We start from the raw sequence: 21,091 nt of genomic DNA, 5'->3' as shown, positions 1-21,091 counted from the left end.
CAACCTCGCCTACGTCATCTACACCTCCGGCTCCACCGGACAACCCAAAGGCGTGGCGGTGACGCACGGCTCCCTCATCAACCTGATCGACTGGCACCAGGACCGATACCGGCTCGGCGTCGATGACGTGGTAAGTCAGGTCGCCAACCCGTCGTTCGACGCCGCGTGCTGGGAGGTGTGGGGCACGCTGCTCGCGGGAGCCCGGCTGGTCGTCCCCGACGCCGGGGTGGAGACGTCCGCCGAGGCGCTGGCCGAGCACCTCCGGGCCTCCCGGACGACCGTGACGTTCGTGCCCACCCCGATGGCACAGGTACTGCTGCGCCGAGGGCTGCCCCAGAGCCGACTGCGTCACCTGCTCACCGGCGGTGACACGCTCACCCTGCCGGAACACTCCGACCTCGGCGTCACGGTCTGGAACCACTACGGTCCGACGGAGAACACCGTGGTCGCCACCGCCGGACCGGTGCGGGCGGGACAGGTGCGACCGCCCATCGGCACGCCGATCACCAACGTCACCGCGTACCTGCTCGACGAGCGTGGTCTGCCGGTCGGCCTCGGCATGCCCGGTGAGCTCCACCTCGGCGGGGCCGGCGTGGCACGCGGGTACGTCGGTCGTCCCGACCTGACCGCCGACCGGTTCCTCCCCGACCCGTTCGCCACCGAACCCGGACAACGCCTCTACCGCACCGGCGACCTCGCCCGCTGGCGCCCCGACGGCACCCTCGAATTCCTCGGCCGCACCGACCGACAGATCAAGATCCGCGGATACCGCATCGAACCCGGAGAGATCGAAGCCGCCCTGCTGGGCAACAACCGGCTCCGCGAGGCCACCGTCCAGGCCGTACCGGGCCCGCACGGCGATCCGGTCCTGGTGGCCTACGTGGTGGCCCGTGGCCTGCTCGCCCCGTCCGCTGCGGACCTCCGCACCGGACTCGCCCGGACGCTTCCCGAGTACCTGGTCCCGTCGGTCTTCGTCACCATGCCGGAGCTGCCCCGGCTCCCCTCCGGCAAGGTCGACGGCGCCCGGCTGCCCGTAGTGGCCCCCGAGAACGGCGACTTCGTCGCGCCACGTACGGAGCTCGAAGCGTCGATCGCCGGCGCCTGGGCCCGCATCCTGCACCTGGAGCAGGTCAGTGTCGTCGACGACTTCTTCGGCCTGGGCGGGCACTCCCTGCTCGCCACCCAGGCGGTCGCGGAACTGCGCCGGATGTTCGAGCTCGACCTGCCACTGCGCGCCATCTTCGACCACCGCACGGTGGAGGACCTGGCGGTGTTCATCGAGAGCCAGCGGAGCGAGTCGCGATGACCGCAACCAGACCGGGTGACCGGGCGGGGAGACCCTGTGGAGGAAGCCTGATGAACTCTTTCCTGGACCCGCCGGCCGGGCCGGTCCTCGATGTCCTGGGTGTCGGCTTCGGGCCGTCGAACCTGGCCCTGGCCATCGCGCTCCGCGCGCACAACGAGCGACTGCCTGCTCCGCAGCGGCTGAGCGTCGGCTTCGTCGAGCGGCAGGAGCGGTTCGGCTGGCACCGGGGCATGCTCCTCGACGGAGCGACGCTCCAGGTCTCCTTCCTGAAGGACCTCGCCACACTGCGGGATCCCACCAGCCCGTTCACCTTCCTCGCCTACCTGCAGGCGAAGGGACGACTGCCGAGTTTCATCAACCAGAAGGCCCTGTACCCGTCACGCATCGAGTTCCACGACTATCTCGAATGGGCCGCCGCGGCCTTCACCGACGTGGTGCGGTACGGCTGGGACGTCGTCGGGGTCCGTCCCGTGCTGGCCGACGGCCGAGTCGTCCACCTGGACGTGCTGACCGTCCGGGACGGGACGACCCGGGTGCTCCGTACCCGCAACCTCGTCCTCGCCTGCGGCCTGGTGCCGACGCTGCCGCCCGGGGTCACCCGCTCGGACCGCATCTGGCACAGCCAGGAGCTGCTGCACCGCGCCGGGCTGCTCGACGACGGCGCGCCGCTGACCATGACCGTGGTGGGTGCCGGGCAGAGCGCCGCCGAGGTGACCGAGTACCTGCACCGGCGCTTTCCCGCGGCGACGGTCCGCTCGGTTTTCTCCCGCTTCGGCTACAGCCCGGCCGACGACAGCCCGTTCGTCAACAGCATCTTCGACCCGGCCGCCGTGGACGTGTTCTACCACTCGCCGCCCACGGTCCGGCGGATGCTGCTGGGCTACCACGCCAACACCAACTACTCGGCGGTCGACGCCGACCTGATCACCGAGCTGTACCGGCGGGTCTACGAGGAGAGCGTCTCCGGTCGGCAACGCCTGCACGTCATGAACACGTCCCGACTCCACGCGGTGGAAGACGGGGCGGACACGGTACGGCTGGCGGTCGAGCACCTGCCCACCGGTGAGATCCGGTGGTTCACCTCGGACGTGGTCGTCTACGCCACCGGGTACCGGCCGGCCGACCCGGTGCCGCTGCTCGGCGAGTTCGTCCGGTACTGCCGCCTGGCCGACGACGGTGCGTTGCGCTGCGAGCGCGACTATCGTGTGGTCACCACCAGCGACGTCGAGTGTGGCGTCTACCTCCAGGGCGGCACCCAGGAGACGCACGGGATCTCCTCCTCGCTGCTGTCGAATACCGCCGTGCGGGCCGGGGAGATCACCCGGTCGATCGCGGCCGGATCACGGGACGTCGTACCTGCGGCGGTGATGACGCCGTAACCCCGAGCGGGAGGAGCGGTCCATGCGCAGTGAGCACCTCACCTTCGGCATCCTCGGCGCCCTGCAGGTGCGAGCCGCCGGCGCACCGGTGGACGTGCGGGGCGCCGTCATCACCCGTCTGCTGGGCACCCTGCTGCTCCACGCGAACACCTGGGTGACCGAGGGGCGTCTGACCGCACTGACCTGGGGCGAGAGCAACGCGAGCCGGAACGCCTTGCACTGTGCGATGGCCCGGCTGCGCCGGCTCGTCTCCGGTGACGACGGGCGTGACGTGCGGATCGAGCGGTGCGGGGGCGGGTACCGGATCGTCGTCGCCCCCGACCGGGTCGACGCGCTGCGCTACGTGGCGCTGATCCAGCAGGCGGAGCGGGCCGAGGACGGCACGGCCCGCTTCGACCTGTTGCTGCGGGCCCTGGGCATCTGGCGTGGTCCGGTCCTGACCGAGACGTCGGAGTGGGTGCGGATGGATTCCGCGGCGCTGGCGTTGGAGCGGACCCGTCTGGAGCGTACCTGTGAGCTGGCCGACCTGGCGCTGCGCCGAGGAGCGGCCACCCTGGCGCTGCCGTTGGTCGAGCAGCTCAGCACGTACCTGCCGTTCGACGAACCGCTGCACGCCAGGCTGCTACGCCTGATGGCGGCGGTCGGCAGGCGCGCCGAGGCGATCAGGACGTACGGGCGCATCCGTCAGCGTTTCGCCGACGAGCTGGGGGTAGATCCCTCCGACGTGCTGCACGAGGCGTACCTGGCGCTGCTGCGCCCCGGAACGCCCGCCCGCCCCGTGCAGGCGACCACGTCCCCGCGTCGTGCGGCGCCCCGGGCCGCCGCGTCGGGCACGCGGACGAGGGCGGGGGTGCTGGGCTCCGGCGTGGGCGTGCCGTTGCCGCTGGACCACATCGCCGACGCGGTGCTCGGGCGACCGGAGCCACCGGCGCGCCGCCGGGCGGGGGTGCCCCCGCCCGGCAGGTGACGACCGTCGAAACCTCGGCCGCGCCCACCGGTCCCGCCGCTGCGACACGGCGCGTCGGCGCGACGGCTCTCACGGATGCGTCACGGAGCGGGTCGCTCGGCGTGGTCCACCGGGCAGCCGCCGACGGAGTCCACGGTCCCGTCGTGGTGGGTGGCGGGAGGCGTTCCCGCCACCGGGGAGGTGCGCGGGTCGTGGTGCGGCCCCGGCGGGTCGAAGACGACGGGTACCTGGCGGGGGCTGCGCAGCTTCGGCCCCAGCACCCATGCGGTGTCCGTCGGCGACGTGGCCAGGCGCAGGGTGGGCAGTCGGTCGAAGAGCAGCCGGAGGCAGACCTCCCCCTCCAACCGGGCCAGGGGCGCCCCCACGCACAGGTGGATCCCGTGGCCGAACGCCAGGTGGGTACGGCGGCGCCGACGGACGTCGAAGCGTGCCGCGTCGGTGAAGGTGGACGGGTCCCGGTTGGCCGCGGCGAGCGAGACGATGACCATGTCGCCCTTGGCGACGCGGACGCCGGCGATCTCCAGGTCGGTGAGGGCGTAGCGGGTCACCGAGGTCTGTACGGGCGAGTCGTAGCGCAGGGCCTCCTCCACCACCAGCCGCCAGTTGACCTGGCCGGCTCGGGCGCGGGCGAGCTGGTCGGGGTTCTCGAGCAGGCGCAGGAGCGCGGCGGCGATCATCGGGCCCGTGCTGACCTGCCCGGCTCCGAGCAGCACGTAGAGCATCCCCTCGAGTTCGGCCTCGGAGCGCAGCAGGCCCCGTTGCAGGCCAGCGGTCAGGGAGGTGATGAGGTCGTCGCCGGGGTTGCCGCGTTTGTAGGCGATCAGGTGCCGTACGTAGTCCATCAGCTCGTCGGTCGCGGGTGTCGGCCCTCCCCGGCGCTGCTGCTCCTGGTACCCGGCGACGAGAAACCGGTCGATGCAGTGGCTGGCGTCCATGCGTACCGCATCGGGGATGCCGAGAAAGTCGTGGACCACCGCCCACGGGATCGGCCAGGCGTACTCGGCGACGAGGTCGGCGTTCCCGCGTCCGGCGAAGGCGTCGACGAGCGACGAGCAGACCTCGACGATCCTCGGCCGTAGCCGTTCGACCGCTCCCCGGCTCAGCACCGGGTTCACCAGCCGGCGCAGTCGGGTGTGGTGCGGCGGGTCCTTGCCGAGCAGGTCACCCTCGTCCACCGCCTCGTCCGGGGTGGCCGTCGCGGCGTGCCGCCGGTCGTGGCTCAGCCGCGGATCGGTCAGGCACGCCCGGCCGTGCTCGTACGAGCTCACGAACCAGGCCCTGCCATGGCCCTCCGGGCCGATGACGGGCCCGACCGGCATGGTGGAGCGCATCCAGTCGAAGTTCGGGTACGGATCCGGATCTCCACGGCCGGCGCGGCTCACGAACGCGGGTAGGTTCACGAACGTCATGGCTGGTCGCCTCCCGATTCGACGGGTACGCATGTCGTGCCCCATGCTGGCAGCGCCGGCTGTCACGCCGCTGTCCCGCGGCGGCCCGGCGGGTCGGGCGGACCGCCGCCGCACCGGGGGCCTCGTGACAGCGCGGTGACACGGCCGGTCACCAGAATCGCGATGGTGGCCGCGATCGGGTGGCGTTCCGGGCGGCCTCCTCTCTCTTGCCGTCCTGCTCCCGCAGGAGTCCGTCTCCTCGCCAGTCGTCACGCGGGGGTATCCACGGAGGAAGCCTGATGACCGAGTCCACCCCCACCACGCGAGTCCGGACGCCGCTGTCCTTCGCGCAGCGCCGGCTCTGGTTCGTCGAGCGCCTGCTGCCCGGCCGCACCGCGTACAACATTCCGTTCGGCTACCGGCTCCGGGGTCGGCTCAACCAGGGCGCGATGCGACGCGCCCTGAGTCACGTGGTCGGGCGGCACGAGGTCCTGCGGGCCCGAGTCGAACTCATCGACGGCGAGCCGTTCCAGGTCACCGGTCCGGAGGACTGGCAGCCACGGCTGGTCGACCTCGGCGCGGCCGACGACCCCGAGGCGTCGGCGCGCTGGCTGGCGGTGACCGAGGCGGAGACCCCGTTCGACCTCGCCAGCGGACCGCTGTTCCGGGCCGTCCTGCTCCGGCTCGCCGACGACGATCACGTGCTGCTCTGCACCGCACACCACATCGCGTTCGACGGCTGGTCGCTGGTCGTGTTCACCGAGGAGTTGACCGAGGCGTACCAGGCGTACGCGCGGGGCGCCACCCCGGCGCGGGCCCGACCCGTGCAGTACGCCGACTTCGCCCACCGGCAGCGCGTCCGGATGGGCGAGCCCGGCATGGCCGAGCAGGTGGACTACTGGCGGCGGCACCTCGCGGACGCACCGCTGACGCTGGAGCTTCCGTCGGACCACCGCCGCCCCGCCGTCCCGTCCGCGGTGGCCGGGGAGTTCACCTTCCCGATCGTCGCCGAGGTGGCCGGCGGGCTACGGGCGCTCTCCGCCGAGCGGGGCGCCACCCTGTTCATGGCCTCCCTGGCCGCCTACGGCCTGCTGCTGTCCCGCCTGACCGGCGCCACCGACCTGCTGGTCGGTTCCCCCGTGTACGGGCGGCCCGACCCGGAGCTGCGGGGCGCCGTGGGCTTTTTCGCCAACACCCTGCCGTTCCGGATCGACCTCACCGGTGACCCGTCCTTCGGGGACCTGGTCGCCCGGGTCAGGGACGCCGTGCTGGAGGCGTTCACCCGGCAGGACGTCCCGTTCGATCGGATCGTGGAGGACCTCGCGCCGCGTCGTGACCTGAGCCGGAACCCGGTGGTACAGCTTCTGTTCAGTCTGCTGAGCACCGGCACCGGGGTCGAACGCGGCGATCTGGAGCTGCCGGGTCTCACCGTGACGGAGTTCGGCGGTGAGACCGTCACCACTCGCTTCGACGTCGAGCTGCACCTGTTCGAGACGGCCGGTGACGAGTTGCTCGGGCGGGTCCTCTTCGCCCGGGATCTGTTCGACGAGGCCACCATCGTGCGGTTCGCCGACCAGTACACGGCGCTGGTGGCCGCGGCGGTGGCCACGCCGGACGTCCCGGTCTCGGCCCTGCTGCCGATGAGCGCGCGGGAGCGTGCCCTGCTCGGCGAGTGGGGTACCGGGCCCGTGTCGGCCGCGCCGGACACCGTGAACGTGTCGGCGCATGTCGAGCGCCAGGTCGAGGCACATCCCGACCGGGTGGCGGTGGTGTCGGGCGACGAGCACCTCACCTACCGGCACCTCAACGCCGAGGCGAACCGGTGGGCCCGCTACCTGTGTGACCACGGGGTCGGCCCGGAGACGGTGGTGGGGGTCTGTCTCCCGCGCGGTACGACGGCGCTGGTCGTGATCCTGGCGATCGTCAAGGCCGGTGGCGCGTACGTGCCGCTGGACCCGACGGACCCGCTGCCCCGGTTGGAGTTCCTGATCCGGGACACGGGTGCTGCGCTCGTCGTGGCGGACGCGGACACGGCGGGGTTGGCGACGGAGGCGGCGACGGGGGCGGGCGGACGGCCGCGTGTGCTCACCGTGGACCGGGAGTCCCGGCAGCGGATCGCGGTGTACCCGGCGGACGACCTACCGGCGCGCGCCGGGGCGGAGAGCCTGCTGTACGTCGTCTACACCTCGGGCTCGACGGGACGTCCGAAGGGCATCGCGATGACCCACGGCTCCAAGCTCAATCTGATGAACTGGACGCTCGGGCGCTACCGGGCACAGCCTCGGGTGCTGCAGTTCTACTCGATGAGCCCGGACACCTTCCTCTTGGAGGTCATGCTGGCCTGGTGGACCGGCGGCACCCTGGTCGTCGTGCCCGAGGAGATCAGGCGGGACATGCCCGGCCTGAGCCGGTTCATCGAGGAACACCGGATCACCACCGCCGTGCTGCCGGCCGTGGTCCTCGAACACCTGGCCGAGCAGGCCGAGACGTCTCCCGAGCGGTTCGCCTCGCTGCGGGACGTGGCCACCACCGGTGACCGGCAGCGCGTCGACGACCGGATCCGCCGGATGTTCGCCGCCCTGCCCGAGGCCGTCCTGGACAACCACTATGGGCAGACCGAGGCGAACGTGGTCACGGTCAACCGGCTCACCCATCCCACGGACCGCTGGCCGGATCTGGCACCGATGGGCGCGCCGATCGACAACCTCCGCGTGTACGTGCTGGATGCCGCGATGCGGCCGGCACCGCTCGGCGCGTACGGCGAGGTCCACGTCGGCGGGATCGGGCTCGCCCGTGGGTACCTGGGGCGGCCGGACCTCACCGCGGCCTCGTTCGTACCCGACCCGTTCGGGGGCCCCGGTGACCGGCTCTACCGCACCGGCGACCGCGCGCGCTGGCGCGCGGACGGGACGCTCGAGTTCGCCGGGCGGATCGACTTCCAGGTCAAGATCCACGGATACCGTATCGAGCCGGGCGAGATCGAGGCGTGCCTGCGGTCCCTGGCCACGGTCGAGGCGGCGGCGGTGCTCTGCGACCGGTCGGGGCCGACGCCCCGCCTGATCGGGTACGTCACGCCCCGGGACGGGCGGTCACTGACTCCGTTGGCGGTGCGCGCGGCGCTGCTCGGTACGTTGCCCGACTACATGGTGCCGGGTCTGATCCTGGTCCTGGACGCCCTGCCCCGGACCGCCTCCGGCAAGATCGACCGGAATCGGCTACCGCTGCCGGACCCGGAACCGACCGACGGGTACCGCGCCGCGGCGACCGACACCGAGAAGGTGGTGGCCGCTGTCTGGAGCGAGGTGCTCGGCGTCGAGCGCATCGGCCGGCAGGACAACTTCTTCGCGTTGGGGGGCCACTCGTTGCTGGTCACCCGCGTGGTGTTCCGGCTGGGTGAGGAGTTCGGGGTCGACCTGCCGCTGCGGGTGCTGTTCGAGACGGCGACCGTGGCCGAGTTGGGCTACGAGATCGACGTGCTCGTCGCGTGGGGTGCCGGGGAGCGGGACAGCACGGCGGGGTCGCCCGCCGCCGGCGTCCGGGTGCGGCCCCACGGGGGACGGGCGGCCACCGGGTGACGTCTGCGGCGGTACAGCCACCGGCCGGCACCGAGGGCGGGGTTCAGTCCCGGTTCGGGGTGGCGGCCCTGGTCATCATGCGGGCGAGGGCCCGGTGGTGGCCGCAGTCGCTGCCGGCGATGTCGGCTGCCACCCGGGACCGTACCTGCGGGGTCTGCTCCTGGCTCAGTTTGAACATCGCGTCGAGCCGCTCCACCCGCATCTCGAAGGCCCCGACGCCGGGTAGCAGGCGATCGAAGTAGGGCAGGGACGCCGTCATGTCCCAGCCGGCACCCAGGCGCTCCTCGAGTGCCGTCACGGTGGCCCGGATGACCGCGAGGGTGGGTTCGCCGGGTGGTAGGGGCGAGAGCCATCCTGTCGCGTGCACGGCCGTGAAGTTCCACGTCGGCGCCGCCGGGGTGTATCCGTAGACCGCGGGCGAGACGTACCGGTCGGGGCCGGTGAAGATCAGCAGTGCCGGACAACCCGCGCCGATGGCCTCCCATTGGGGGTTCATCCTGTTCATGTGCCCCACCAGCCTGCACCGTCCGTCCGTCGGCACCGCGCCGGCCGCACCCGTCGACGGTGTGCTCGTACCCTGGTCCGGCGCGGGTTCCGGCGTCGGCCACCGGATGACCGGGACGTGGCTGGCCACCGGCAGGTGCTCGGCCGCCGTCACCACCGTGGCCAGGGGATGCGCGTCGACGATCTCCCACGACCATGACGGACGCTCTGGTCGGTACTGCCCTGGAACATACATCTGAATCCCGTCGATCGGTTTGGCGGTGTCGATGCCAAGGAGAGGAATGCTGGTTGGACCGGCAGTCGCGTCCTATGCGGAGTCGACCAGCCGACGGAGACATTCCATTGTGGATTGCTGATTACGGATGATCGCGAGCATCTCATTCAGCGATCGTGCGTCAGATCAGACATTAGCATTGGTCAGCGCAGATGCAAGCAGTCGAGAAGGGTGGTTCCCGACCAGGCCCTCCGGCGAGAGGCGGCGCGAGTCGAACCGCAGGCCACTCGGGCTGCCGCAGATGTCCCACCCCCTTGTGACAGACAGTCCCCGAGGGCACCGGGCTCGCAGCCCAGGCACCGCAAGACATCGGCAACCTTGATTTGATCGGCGTGAGACGATACTGTCTGAGTTGTACCCAGTCGGACCGATTGGGTCGAAGGCGCACACTTACGGGGGACGGCGTGGGAGCCACGATTATCACGTTCTGCGGTCATTCGAACAGAGCAGGCCCTCACCTCATATCTGCCCCCTCCCACTGAAGGGGAGACCGCCCGCAGCGGATGGAGCCGCTCCGCTCCGGCCGGACTCGCCGCCTCATTTCTGCGCGGACGGCCGATTTCGTGAGCAGGGTCAGCACATGCCGTCACGGATGGCAGTCACCGGCAGACTCGGGTTGCTCGCCCATTCACTCGCGCTCCCGACACGGGCGGACAGCCGTCGACACGCTCGTTCCCACTCTGTTTCCGACCACGCGGGGACCGGTGTCGAGTGCCAGTGTCCAACAGTCAGCAAGAGGTGGCAGCGTGAAGCATGTACCCGACAAGCCGACACCGAGCTCGCAGCGCCTGGTGAAGCAGTCCACCGACTATTTCCTCGGCCCGGACCAGCAGCACCCGGCAATCACCCCCGAACGCCACCAGATCCTGACGACCCGCGTGGGGCTCCGGTTCCCGCCGGCGACCACCTACGAGCAGTGGGCCGAGGCCGGTCCGAAGATCTACGGGCTGGTCGACTCGTTCGCCTGGTGCCTCGGCGACTGGCTGATCTACGGACAGGACAGGTACGAGAGTCGGTACGCGAGAACCGTGGAGACACTCGGTCTCGATTACCAGACGCTGCGTAACTACGCCTGGGTCGCCCGGAAGTTCGAGCCCGCCAGGCGGCGCGAGAACCTCAGCTTTCAGCACCATGCCGAGGTGGCCGCCCTTCCCCCGGCGGAACAGGACGTGTGGCTGGACCGGGCCGAACAGTACAGGTGGTCCCGGAACCGGCTACGGCAGCGCATTCGGGAAGCGCGCGGAAGGGTGGTGCCCGACCAGGCCGCCGTGCCGGCCCTGCCTCCCGTCCCCGTGGAGGAGTCGCGACTGGCGAGCTGGCGGGCCGCCGCCGAACGGGCCAGCACCGACCTGGCCTCCTGGATCGTCTCCATCCTCGACCGGGCGGCGGAGCAGGCGCACGACCCGGGCACCGGTCCACCTGCGGATCAGCACTCCCTGAAGGGCGGACGCGCCAGCGGCTCGGCGCTGCTGCCGTTCACCAGGTTGTCCCGCCGGCGGGACACCGGCGCCGATTCCCCGGAGCGGTAGGCGAGTGGTCAGACCGCGCCCACCCGGAGGCTCTCGACGACGCGGGCGAGCCGCCGCATGCTGCCCCGGGTTTCCACCTCCATGCCGGAACGCACCATCTCGTCGCGCTGACCGACCGACGAGAAGACACATTCCGACTGGTACCTCGTCCCTCCACCGACCTCCTGGAAGGAGATTTTTTCGAGCTGGACGAACCCGCGCATCCCCTCGAACTGGAACGTCTGCACGATCAACTCGGGAACCACGACGTCGTGATAGACGCCGCCGATCGCGAATTCGTTGCCGTGGCCGTCCCGACTGACGTACCGGTATCTTCCGCCCGGCCGCACGTCCACGTCGACAGCCGTCTCCATGTCCTCCGATCCCCACCACAGGGCAAGCAGGTCAGTTTCCGTGCAGGCCCTGAAGACGAGATCCCGGGGTGCGTGGAAAAAATGCCTGATAGTGATGTTCTGCTCCCCTGACGGAGCAAAGAATTCGGTTCCGGTCACGCTTCACCTCTCCTCACCGACCATCGCCGCTGTCCTGTCCACACTCGGCGCCGAATGTCGCCGCCCCCATCGTCACGGACCCGTCTGTCACGGTGGTTTCCTGTCACTGTCGTCCCTGACCGGCGTGGCAGCATCGCAATTGTCTTCTCGCCACCGATACGAGACCATGACCCACGCACGGGGTCGGAAGAATCGAACGCCAACGGTCGGACAAGTGAACGGAGGCATCATGACCGCGCTGCCATCGGTACGACTGGGACGGTCCCCGCTCACCATCACCCGGATCGGACTCGGTACGTGGGCGCTCGGCGGAGACGACTGGTTCTTCGGCTGGGGTCCACAGGACCGGGCGGCGGCGCTGGACACCATCCGGCACGCCGTGGAGCACGCGGGGCTGAACTGGCTCGACACGGCGCCGGTGTACGGCCTCGGCCACGCCGAGGAGTTGGTCGGGGAAGCACTCGCCTCGCTGCCCCGCAGTTCCCGTCCGTACATCTTCAGCAAGTGCGGGCCGGTCTGGGGCGACGACGTCGAACCGGGTACCGTCGCCGGACGCCGCGAGAGCATCGAACGGCAACTCGACGCGTCGCTACGGCGACTGGGGCTGGAGTGCGTCGACCTGCTCCAGATGCACTGGCCCACCACGGACGGGACGCCGCTGGAGGAGTACTGGCAGACGATGGCCGACCTCCGGACGAAGGGCAAGATCCGCGCGGCCGGCCTGTCCAACCACCGGCTCGACGAACTGCGGCGGGCGCACGCCCTCGCGCCGGTCGACTCGTTCCAGCCACCGCTGTCCGCCCTCGACCGGGGTGCCGCCGAGGAGATCGCCTGGTGCGCCCGGAACCAGGTCGGGGTCATCGCCTACAGCCCGCTCGGGTCCGGTCTCCTGACCGGCGCGTTCAGCACGGAACGCACCGCCGCGCTGCCGCCGACCGACTGGCGGTCGCGCGATCCCCGATTCCGGGGGCGCGGCCTGCAGAAGACACTGCATCTCACCCGGACACTCACCGACATCGCCACCCGGCACGACGCGACGACAAGCGCGGTCGCCATCGCCTGGGTGTTGGCGTGGCGGGGCGTCACCGGCGCCATCACCGGGGCACGCCGACCGGATCAGATCGACGACTGGTCGACGGGCGCGACGATGCGGCTGTCAGCCGCGGACCTCGAGGCGATCGCCACCGTCCTGCGGGAGGAGCGTGTCGGCTCCGGGCCGACACACCCTCCGGGAACGTGACCAGCACCGGTCGGCCGCCGGCAGGATGACTCCTGCCGGGCGTCCTGCCTGTCTCCCGGCATCGGGCGTTGTTTGACTCAGCGCCATGACACAACTTCGGGAAGCGATCACCCGTACGGTGGTCGTCGGGGCACTGGTCGCTGCGACGGCGCTCACCGGTTCCGCCTCCGTGTACGCGGAGTCCAGCCAGCCGACGGCGGCCGGGGCCGCCACGTCCATCCTCGACATCATCCCGGCACCGACCCTGGACCGGATGCTCGCCCAGGCTCCGCTGGTCGACGCGGCCAATGTCATCCGTACCGCGGTGGAGCGCACCCCGGCCCGTGGCTACGCCGGCATCGGCCTGGTCGACGACCACGTCACCCTGTGGTGGAAGGGCGCGCCGCCCACCGACGTCGTCGCGGCCGTCACCGCCGCCCGCCGCACCGCGCCGGTCGAGGTGGTCGACGCGACCTACTCCCGCGCCGAGCTGCGCGCGGCGGCGGCCAGGCTCGCCCCGGTGGTGGCCGCCGACCCGGCGGACGCCATCCACTCGGTCCGGCTGCGCACCGACGGCAGCGGCATCGAGCTCGCCGTCGAGGGCGCCCGGAGCGCCAGGCTGCCGAAGCTGCCGGCCACCGGGGTGCGTACCAGTGTCGTCGAGCGCGAGCGGATGGTCGAGCGGTCCCGGGCCAACGACGTCGCCCCGTTCGACGGCGGGTCGGGCATCGGGTTCACCACCCCCGGCTGCACCGCCGGCTTCGGGGTCCGCGACGCCGACACGGGCGACGGGTACGTCCTCACCGCCGAGCACTGCGGAGCCATCGGCTCGCCCTGGCACGTCGGGTGGAACACGACCACCAACACCGGCACGCTGGTCGGCTACGCGGTCGACAGCAACGACGACCACGACACGATGATCATCTCGACGGCGTCGCCCGGCGACCACATCTACGTCGGCGGTCAGCACGACGAGGTCCGCGCCGAGGTGGTCGGCTGGACCCAGGTCATCCCCGGTCAGCTGCTGTGCCAGTCCGGGTACACCTCCGCCGGTGAGATCGGCGGTCCCGTCTGCAACCTGCGGGTCGACTTCCACTACACCGACATCGAGGACCTCGTCGAGGCCACCCAGCTCGACGGCGAGGAGTCCGCCCGGGGCGGCGACAGTGGCGGCCCGGTCTTCGCCGTCAACTCCGACGGCACGGTGCTCGCCGCCGGCACCACCACCCGGTCGGCCGGGCCGGGCTTCGGGTTCCAGGACTTCGCCACCGCCCGCGACGACTACGGCAACCTCGTGCCGGCGACGACGCTCGCCAGCACCTGCCGGGTCTCCTTCGTCGTCACCAACTCGTGGGGCACCGGCTACAGCGCCAGCGTCACCGTCTACAACGACGGCCCGGCCATCAACGGCTGGTCGCTGGGCTGGTCCTTCCCCGGCGGGCAGACCCTCCAGGGCCACTGGAACGGTGTCTTCCAGCAGACCGGGTCGGCGGTGACCGTCACCAACGAGAACCACAACGCCGCCATCCCGACCGGCGGCGCCGTCACCGTCGGCTTCACCGCGAACGGCTCCCCGGCCGCCCCGGTGCCGTTCACCCTCAACGGCACCACCTGCAACTGACCCCGTCCACCGGGCCCCGCCGCGTCGTCGGCGGGGCCCGGTGCCGGTGCGGTCAGGACTCGGCCAGTTCGCGTCGCAGGGTGGCGCGCAGGGTCCGCACCTCCGGGGCGTCCAGTTCGCCGCACCGGTCGAGGGCCCGCTGGCGCAGCACGCGGGCGTCGGCGGCCCGGTCCGGCGCCGCCCCGGCCAGGCCCGCGAGCGCGTACAGGGTCTGTGCCTCCCACCACGGGCAGGACAGTGCGGCGTACAGGGCCAGCGCCGAGCGCAGCGCCTCGGCCGCCGCGTCGACCTCACCCAGCGCCTGGAGCGCGAGCCCGTACCGGTGCAGGGCGCTGGCCTCGCTGAAGGTCGCGCCGCAGCGGTGGAACACCCGCCAGGCGCGGGCGTACTCGTCGGCGGCCTCGCGCCACCGGCCCATCCCGGCCAGGTCCGCCCCGAGGCTCGTCATCGCGCCGGCCTGGGCCACCGCCGCGCCGGTACGGCTGAGACCGTTGCCCCGGCGGTAGAACGCCAGCACCTCGCGGTGCAGCTCGGCCGCTTCGGCGAACCGGCCGAGCGCGGCCAGCGCGCCGCCCTGCACGCTCGCCGCGCTGTGCTCGCCGAGGGCGTGCCCGACCGCACGGAACAGGTCCACGGCGCGGCGACAGTGGTCGATGACGGTCGCGGCGCGGCCGAGCCGGATGTGGATCGCGGCGGTGTAGGTCAGCGCCCACGCCTCCTCCCGGCGGTCCCCGATCCGCCGGGCCAGGTCCAGGGCCCGGGCCAGGGCGGCCAGCCCGTCGGTGTTGCGGTCCCGGCAGAAGTACCGGGCCCAGCCCAGGAAGTTCAGCAGGACTGCCTCGTCGCGAGGGCTGCCGATGGCCTGGGCCGCGGCCACCCCGAGCGAGAAGATCTCGTCCCAGGAGTGCCGGTGGCTGGTGGCGTCGGAGTACCAGTGCAGGGCCCGGGCGACCGCGACCACGTCGGCGTGCCGACCGGAGCGGGCCGCGTCGCGGAGCGCGGCCAGCCAGTTGCCGGCCTCCCGGTCCAGCCAGGAGGCCGCCGCCCGGTCGTCGTCGAACGGGGAATCGGCCCGGCAGGCGACCGGTTCGAACATGGCGCCGGCCTGTCGGGTACGCCGCAGCAGCCAGTCGACCATCTGCGTGTGCGCCCGGGTCCGGCAGGCCGGTTGGTCCTCGGCGTCGAGGCGTTCCTGGGCGTAGAGCCGGACCAGGTCGTGGAACTGGTACCGGTCCCCCGTGGTCTGGAGGACGCCGGCCTCGACCAGTTCCTCCAGGGCCACCGCCGCGGTCTCCTCGTCGGTGCCGGCGACGGCGGCGACCAGCGCGGGTGCGAAGTCGGTGCCGGGTATCAGCGAGGCCCGGCGGAACACCCGCGCGGTCGTGGGGTCCAGTTGCCGGTACGAGACCTCGAACGCGGACCGGACACCCAGGTCGCCGGCGGTCAGGACGGTCAACCGTCGGCGCTGGTCGCGGAGCAGGTCCACCAGCCAGCCGACCGACCACTGCGGTCGGCTGGCGAGGCGGTTCCCGGCGATCCGCAGGGCCAGGGGCAGCCGGCCGCAGAGCTTGACGAGGTGGTCGGCGGCGGCGGGTTCGGCGGCGATCCGGTCGGCGCCGACGATCGCCGTGAGCAGTTGTCGACCGGCTGCCGGGTCGAGCAGGTCGAGGGGTTGGCGGGCCGTGCCGGCGAGACCGGTCAGGGGCCGCCGGCAGGTGATCAACGCGAGGCATCCCCGCCCGGCCGGCAGCAGGGGGCGGACCTGGGCCTCGTTCGCGGCGTTGTCCAGGACGACCAGCAGCGGCCGGTCGCGGGTGAGGGTGCGGAACAGGCCGCCCCGTTCGGCGGGTGACACCGGCACCCGCGCGTCCGGTACCCCGAGTGACCGCAGCATTCCGGCCAGCGCCTCGGCCGGGTCGACCGGTCCGTCCGGGGGGACGCCCTGCAGGTCGACGAAGAGCTGTCCGCCGGCGAAGGCGGGGCTGAGCCGGTGTCCGGCGGCGACGGCGAGGCTGGTCTTGCCGATTCCCGGCGGCCCGTGCAGCACCACCACCGAGGGGGTGTCGGGTCGTCCGGCGGTGACGTCGGCGGCCAGTGTCGAGAGCCGGTCCAGGATCTCCGCCCGGCCGGTCAGGTCGGGCACCGCGGCGGGCAGTTCCCCGGGGACGACCACCGCCGGGCGGCTGGACACCACCGCGTCGTCGGGCGGCGCTGCTCCGCTGGTGGGTGGCTGCCGGTCGGCCCGGGCCAGGGTGACGAAGCGGTCGCGGTCCTCCCCGGCCAGCCGCAGGGCGTCGGCGAGCAGCACCACGGTCCGTCGTTGTGGGCTGCGTACCCGGCCGCTTTCCATCTCCCGGATGCCGCGGACGCTGGACCCGGCCGCCTCGGCAAGCTCTTCCTGGGTCAGCCCCCGCTCCCGGCGGAGGGTCCTGAGCAGGCCTCCGAACTGGTCACGCTGCACCCGACTTGTGGGCATGCTCCCCCCACCACCAACGCCCGCCCTCACGTAACGCGCATAGATGCTCGCATGTGCGTGACGAACAACGGGCGGGTGCGCACAGAGTGTGATCATCACCATGGTGGATCCGTGACGAGTCACCGGGACCGGCGTTGGGGCCCGTACGGGCAGCGGCCTGTCCACCGTGGGTGGGTGGAAGCGGTCGAGCGGAGCTTTTCTGTCGGTGGCCGGTGATAGCTTCGCGTCGAACCGCTCGACCGCTGTCCTGTGGTCCCGTCCCGGGGCGAGCCGACCGTCCCGCCGGACCGGCCGCCACCGGCACCGTCAGAAGGGCATCACCATGACCGAGGCACGCACCCACGTCCTGGACGTGCCGGGGGCGACCCTGCACTACGACGTCCGCGAGGGCGGCGCCGGCACCGCACCGACGCTGCTGATGATCGGCTCCCCGATGGACGCCACCGGGTTCACCAGCCTCGCCGCGCACTTCCGGGACCGTACGGTGGTGACCGTCGACCCGCGCGGGGCCGGACGCAGCAGGCGCGCCGACACCGGCGGCGAGTCCACGCCCGAGCAGCACGCCGACGACCTGCACCGGGTGATCGAGGCCCTCGGTGGCGGGCCGGCGGACATCTTCGCCAGTAGCGGCGGCGCCGTCAACGCGCTCGTGCTGGTGGCCCGGCACCCGGAGCAGGTGCGCGTCCTGGTGGCGCACGAGCCTCCGGCCGTCCAGGTGCTGCCGGATCGGGAGCCGGCGCTGGCCGCGACCGCCGACGTTCGCCAGGCGTACGAACGGGACGGCTTCGGTGCGGGTATGGCGCGGTTCATGGCGCTCACCGGGTTCCGGGGCGAGATCCCGGCCGACTACGCCGAGCGGCCGGCACCCGATCCGGCCGCGTTCGGCCTGCCGACCGACGACGACGGCTCCCGCGACGACGTGCTGCTCGGGCAGAACCTCATCACCTGCACCCACCATGAGCACGACTTCGACGCCCTGCGGGCGGCGTCGACCCGGATCGTGGTCGGCGTCGGGGCCGAATCGGAGGGCGAGCTGGCCCACCGCGGCGGGCTCGCCGTCGCCGACCGGCTCGGCACGACGGCGGTGATCTTCCCCAGCCACCACGGCGGCTTCCTCGGTGGGGAGTTCGGCTGGCCCGGCGACCCGGACGCGTTCGCGGTGACCCTCCGGCAGACGCTCGACGACAACCGCTGAGGCGGGGTCGGCCCCGCGTCGCCAACTCGATCCTCGAGCGGCTCGTGGTGGACCAACAGCGGGTGGTCGGTGCCACCGATCACCGCACACTGGCATCGCAGGGTCTCTCGCGGCGCTACTCGCGGTCAGCTCGGTGAGCTGGACAACGACGCCGGCACGGACGCTCGGCACGGGGTCACGGCGGTTGACCCCATCTGTGACGCTGGCGCGTGGGAGGTGGTCGTGACCGGTGTCGAACTGATCCTCGCCGCGCTGGCGACGGGTGCCGCGGCGGGGGTGTCGACGGCTGCGAACAGCGCGGTCGCCGATACGTACGCAGCTCTGAAAGGCCGGTTGTCCCGGCTGTTGGCTCGCCGGGGCTCGGATGTCGGCGTGCTGGACGCGGAGGCGGAGGTGACCCCGGTCCGCCTGGGTGTGGCGCTCGCCGTGTGCGGTGCCGACGCGGACCAGGAGGTCCTCGCCACCGCCCAGCGCCTGCTGGACCTGGCGGGCGCGGATGTCGCCGGCAGGGGCGACCGTTTCCGGGTGGACACCAACTTCGGTGCGGTCGGCACGTTCCACGCGCCGGTGACGATCACCAATCAGGCGCCGGGTGGGGGTAGGCCCGGCCCCCCGGCGGAGCCGGGGACGGCGTAGGGCCGGCCGTCCCCGGTGGCTCCGGTCCGGCGGTGGTCCAGGTGACGGGCAACCACGGGGCGGCCGGGGTCTTCTACGGCTCGTCCATCCACGTCCACTCGGCCGGCGTCGACGAGGGCCGGGTGGCGTCGAGGTGGCCGCGCCGCTTCGGTGTCGTTCCGGCGCTGGCCGACTGCCGGCAGCGCCGGCAGGCCGACGAGGACCTGCTGGCTGCGGTGCCGGCCGGCTCGACGGTGGGGTCCTGCCAGGTGCTGTCCGGCCTGGGCGGCGTCGGCAAGACCCAGCTCGCCGCCGAGTTCGCCGACCGAGCGTGGCGGGACGGCGACGTCGACCTGTTGATGTGGGTCACCGCCAGGTCCCGGGTGGCCGTGCTGGGCGCGTTCTCCAGCGCCGCGACCGACCTCACCGGCGTCGAGGCGGCCGACCCGGCCGAGGGCGCCGCCCGTTTCCTGTCCTGGCTCGCGGAGCCGCACGGCCGGCGCTGGCTGATCGTCCTCGACGACCTCACCGCACCCGGGGACCTGGCTGGTCTGTGGCCGCCGCGCACGGCCGGCGGTCGGGTGTTGGTGACCACCCGCCGGCGGGACGCCGTCCTCGCCGCACAGGGTCGGCGCATCGTCGACGTCGGCCTGTTCACGCCAAAGGAGGCGCACCGGTACCTGGGTGAGAAGCTCGGCGACGATCCGGCGCTGCTGGATGAGCCCGAGCGGTTGGCGGCCGACCTCGGGTACCTGCCGTTGGCCCTCGCCCAGGCCGCCGCGTACCTCCTCGACCGGGACCTGACCTGTGCCGGCTACCGGCGCAGGTTCGCCGAACGCAGGAGGACGCTCGCCGAGCTGGTGCCGGAGACCGAGGCGCTGCCGGACGACCAGACCGCCACGATCGCCGTCACCTGGTCCCTGTCGATCGAGGCCGCGGACCGGTTGTCCCCGGCCGGGCAGGCTCGGCCGCTGCTGAACCTCGCCAGCTTCCTGGACCCGAATGGCATCCCGCTCACGGTGGTCGTCGCCGCGGCGTGCGACGCGTACCTGCGCGGCACAGGGCCACGGCCGGCTACCGAGGACCTCCTCGACGGCCTGCGCAACCTTCGGCGGCTCAGCCTGCTGACCATCGAGGGCGACGAGGTCCGCGTCCACGCCCTGGTGCAACGCGCCACCCGGGACAGGCTGCTGCCCGAGCAGGCCCGGACGGTCGCCCAGACCGCCGCGAACGCCCTGGCCCGGATCTGGCGCAGCAGCTACCGCACCCCGACGGCGGAGGAGGGCCTGCGCGCGAACGCCGAGGCGCTGCTCGGCCACAGCGGGGAGCTGCTGTGGCAGCCCGGTGCCCACCCGGTGCTCTTTCACACCGGGGCCAGCCTCCGCGACCAGGGCCATGTCCGTGCCGCCGTCACCTACTGGAGCGGCCTGTGGGCGACCGCGCGCCGGCTGCTCGGCCCTGATCATGAGCACACCCGCCACGTCCGGCACTGTCTCGCCGGGAGCCGGGGACTGGCAGGTGACCACGCCGGGGCCGTCGCCACGTACCGCGAACTGCTCCTGGACGACCAGCGCCTGCACCCGGCGGATCATGCCGACGTGCTGACCACCCGGGGGAACCTCGCCTACTGGCAGGGCCTCGCCGGCGACCACGCCGGTGCCGCCACCACGTTGACCGGTTTACTGGCGGAGCAGCTGCGTGTTCTCGGCCCCGACCACGAGGCCACCCTGACGACCCGCCACAATCTCGCGCGGATGCGGGCGGAGGCCGGCGACCGCCCGGGGGCGATCGCGGGGTACGAGAGCCTCCTCCCCGATCAGCGCCGGGTCCTCGGCCACCAGCACCGGCAGACGATCGCCACCCGGAACAACCTCGCCGTACTCCTCGCCCAGGCCGGGGAGCCCACCGACCTTCACCTGGTCCTCGCCGACTGCCTGCGGATCCTGGGCCCCCACCATCCGGACACCCTGGCTACGAGATGCGAGGTCAACGCGTCCAGCCACGCCGCCGATCCGGCAGCCCACACGGCGCTGGTCAGGGACTGCGAGGAGATCCTCGGCCCCGACCATCCGATCACCCTGCGGGCCCGCGCCAACCTGGCCCGGTCGTACGGACACGCGGGTGACCACGCGGCTGCCGCGACAGCCCACGAGGCCCTCGCCGCCGCCTACCGCCTGGTCCTCGGCCCCGATCATCCCCACACCCTGACGATCCGGCACAACGCCGCACACTGGATCGAGGCCGCCGGGGACCGGGCAGGCGCTGCGCGCGCGTGGGAACGTCTCCTGTCCGACTGCACGCGGGTGCTCGGTCCCGACCACCCGCACACCGCGATCGTGGAGCAACGGCTCGGCACGCTGCGCGTCCTCCCCGGGCTTCTCGATGCCCTCCGCGAGGCGGGCGCCGACGTCGACGGCATGCTCACCGACCCGCTGACCTACTGGAGGCGCGAGCATGCCAGGACCGTCCACGAGTTCGGACCGGACGATCCGTTGACCCGTCTCGTCGAAGCGCGCCTCGCCCAGCTACGGGCTGACCGCGGAATGCGGTGA

General features: G+C 72.2%; 14 protein-coding genes. 10 read left to right on the top strand and 4 right to left on the bottom strand.

The window, feature by feature from the left end; genetic code table 11:
- The 3 genes from AWW66_RS08455 to AWW66_RS08445 all read left to right on the top strand — a co-directional run.
- The coding region (locus AWW66_RS08455; protein WP_157527276.1) for a non-ribosomal peptide synthetase at positions 1–1,306 on the top strand (1,306 nt) is incomplete at its 5' end.
- A gap of 50 nt (positions 1,307–1,356) precedes the next feature.
- Positions 1,357–2,685: a lysine N(6)-hydroxylase/L-ornithine N(5)-oxygenase family protein gene (locus AWW66_RS08450; protein WP_067362261.1), complete on the top strand. Its 1,329-nt coding sequence runs from the start codon at positions 1,357–1,359 to the stop codon at positions 2,683–2,685.
- A gap of 22 nt (positions 2,686–2,707) precedes the next feature.
- A complete protein-coding gene (locus AWW66_RS08445) occupies positions 2,708–3,652 on the top strand; it encodes an AfsR/SARP family transcriptional regulator (protein WP_067362258.1) in 945 nt (314 codons plus the stop codon).
- An 80-nt stretch (positions 3,653–3,732) separates the two neighbouring features.
- On the opposite strand, the gene AWW66_RS08440 is transcribed toward AWW66_RS08445, so the two are convergent.
- Complete coding sequence (locus tag AWW66_RS08440) at positions 3,733–5,061, bottom strand: cytochrome P450 (RefSeq protein ID WP_067362255.1); 1,329 nt, start codon at positions 5,059–5,061, stop codon at positions 3,733–3,735.
- 278 nt (positions 5,062–5,339) lie between these two features.
- Here AWW66_RS08440 and AWW66_RS08435 point away from each other — a divergent pair, with 278 nt between their 5' ends.
- Positions 5,340–8,615, top strand: a complete 3,276-nt coding sequence (locus AWW66_RS08435; RefSeq protein WP_067362252.1) for a non-ribosomal peptide synthetase — start codon at positions 5,340–5,342, stop codon at positions 8,613–8,615.
- Positions 8,616–8,658: 43 nt separating this feature from the next.
- On the opposite strand, the gene AWW66_RS08430 is transcribed toward AWW66_RS08435, so the two are convergent.
- Positions 8,659–9,354, bottom strand: coding sequence for an FMN-binding negative transcriptional regulator (locus tag AWW66_RS08430; protein ID WP_067362249.1), 696 nt, complete (start codon positions 9,352–9,354; stop codon positions 8,659–8,661).
- 785 nt (positions 9,355–10,139) lie between these two features.
- On the opposite strand from AWW66_RS08430, the gene AWW66_RS34295 reads away from it, so the two are divergent.
- Positions 10,140–10,922, top strand: a complete 783-nt coding sequence (locus AWW66_RS34295; protein ID WP_245648043.1) for an LmbU family transcriptional regulator — start codon at positions 10,140–10,142, stop codon at positions 10,920–10,922.
- Positions 10,923–10,930: 8 nt separating this feature from the next.
- On the opposite strand, the gene AWW66_RS08420 is transcribed toward AWW66_RS34295, so the two are convergent.
- The gene (locus AWW66_RS08420) at positions 10,931–11,413 is read right to left on the bottom strand and encodes an SRPBCC domain-containing protein (RefSeq protein ID WP_067362244.1); all 483 of its coding nucleotides are present in this window, start codon (positions 11,411–11,413) and stop codon (positions 10,931–10,933) included.
- A 229-nt stretch (positions 11,414–11,642) separates the two neighbouring features.
- Here AWW66_RS08420 and AWW66_RS08415 point away from each other — a divergent pair, with 229 nt between their 5' ends.
- Together AWW66_RS08415 and AWW66_RS08410 are read left to right on the top strand one after the other, a co-directional pair.
- The gene (locus AWW66_RS08415; protein WP_067362241.1) at positions 11,643–12,653 is read left to right on the top strand and encodes an aldo/keto reductase; all 1,011 of its coding nucleotides are present in this window, start codon (positions 11,643–11,645) and stop codon (positions 12,651–12,653) included.
- A gap of 85 nt (positions 12,654–12,738) precedes the next feature.
- Entirely contained in the window at positions 12,739–14,253 is a 1,515-nt protein-coding gene (locus AWW66_RS08410; protein ID WP_067362238.1) for a cellulose binding domain-containing protein, read from the top strand.
- Positions 14,254–14,305: 52 nt separating this feature from the next.
- Here AWW66_RS08410 and AWW66_RS08405 read toward each other — a convergent pair whose 3' ends face one another.
- Positions 14,306–16,729 carry an ATP-binding protein gene (locus tag AWW66_RS08405; RefSeq protein ID WP_169807076.1) on the bottom strand — a complete coding sequence of 808 codons (2,424 nt, stop codon included), beginning with the start codon at positions 16,727–16,729 and terminating at the stop codon, positions 14,306–14,308.
- A gap of 322 nt (positions 16,730–17,051) precedes the next feature.
- Between AWW66_RS08405 and AWW66_RS08400 the strand changes: the two genes are divergently transcribed.
- From AWW66_RS08400 to AWW66_RS08390, 3 genes are all read left to right on the top strand, one after another.
- Positions 17,052–17,924, top strand: a complete 873-nt coding sequence (locus AWW66_RS08400) for an alpha/beta fold hydrolase (protein WP_067362232.1) — start codon at positions 17,052–17,054, stop codon at positions 17,922–17,924.
- Between the two features lie 222 nt (positions 17,925–18,146).
- Positions 18,147–18,560 (top strand): hypothetical protein, encoded by a 414-nt coding sequence (locus AWW66_RS08395; protein WP_157527275.1) that lies wholly within the window; start codon positions 18,147–18,149, stop codon positions 18,558–18,560.
- Between the two features lie 41 nt (positions 18,561–18,601).
- Complete coding sequence (locus AWW66_RS08390) at positions 18,602–21,091, top strand: tetratricopeptide repeat protein (RefSeq protein ID WP_157527273.1); 2,490 nt, start codon at positions 18,602–18,604, stop codon at positions 21,089–21,091.

The organism is Micromonospora rosaria (assembly GCF_001567585.1).
GTDB classification, from domain to species: Bacteria; Actinomycetota; Actinomycetes; order Mycobacteriales; family Micromonosporaceae; genus Micromonospora; species Micromonospora rosaria.
Note: the sequence above shows the minus strand (reverse complement) of the source record. Positions and strands in the feature narration are given on the sequence as shown.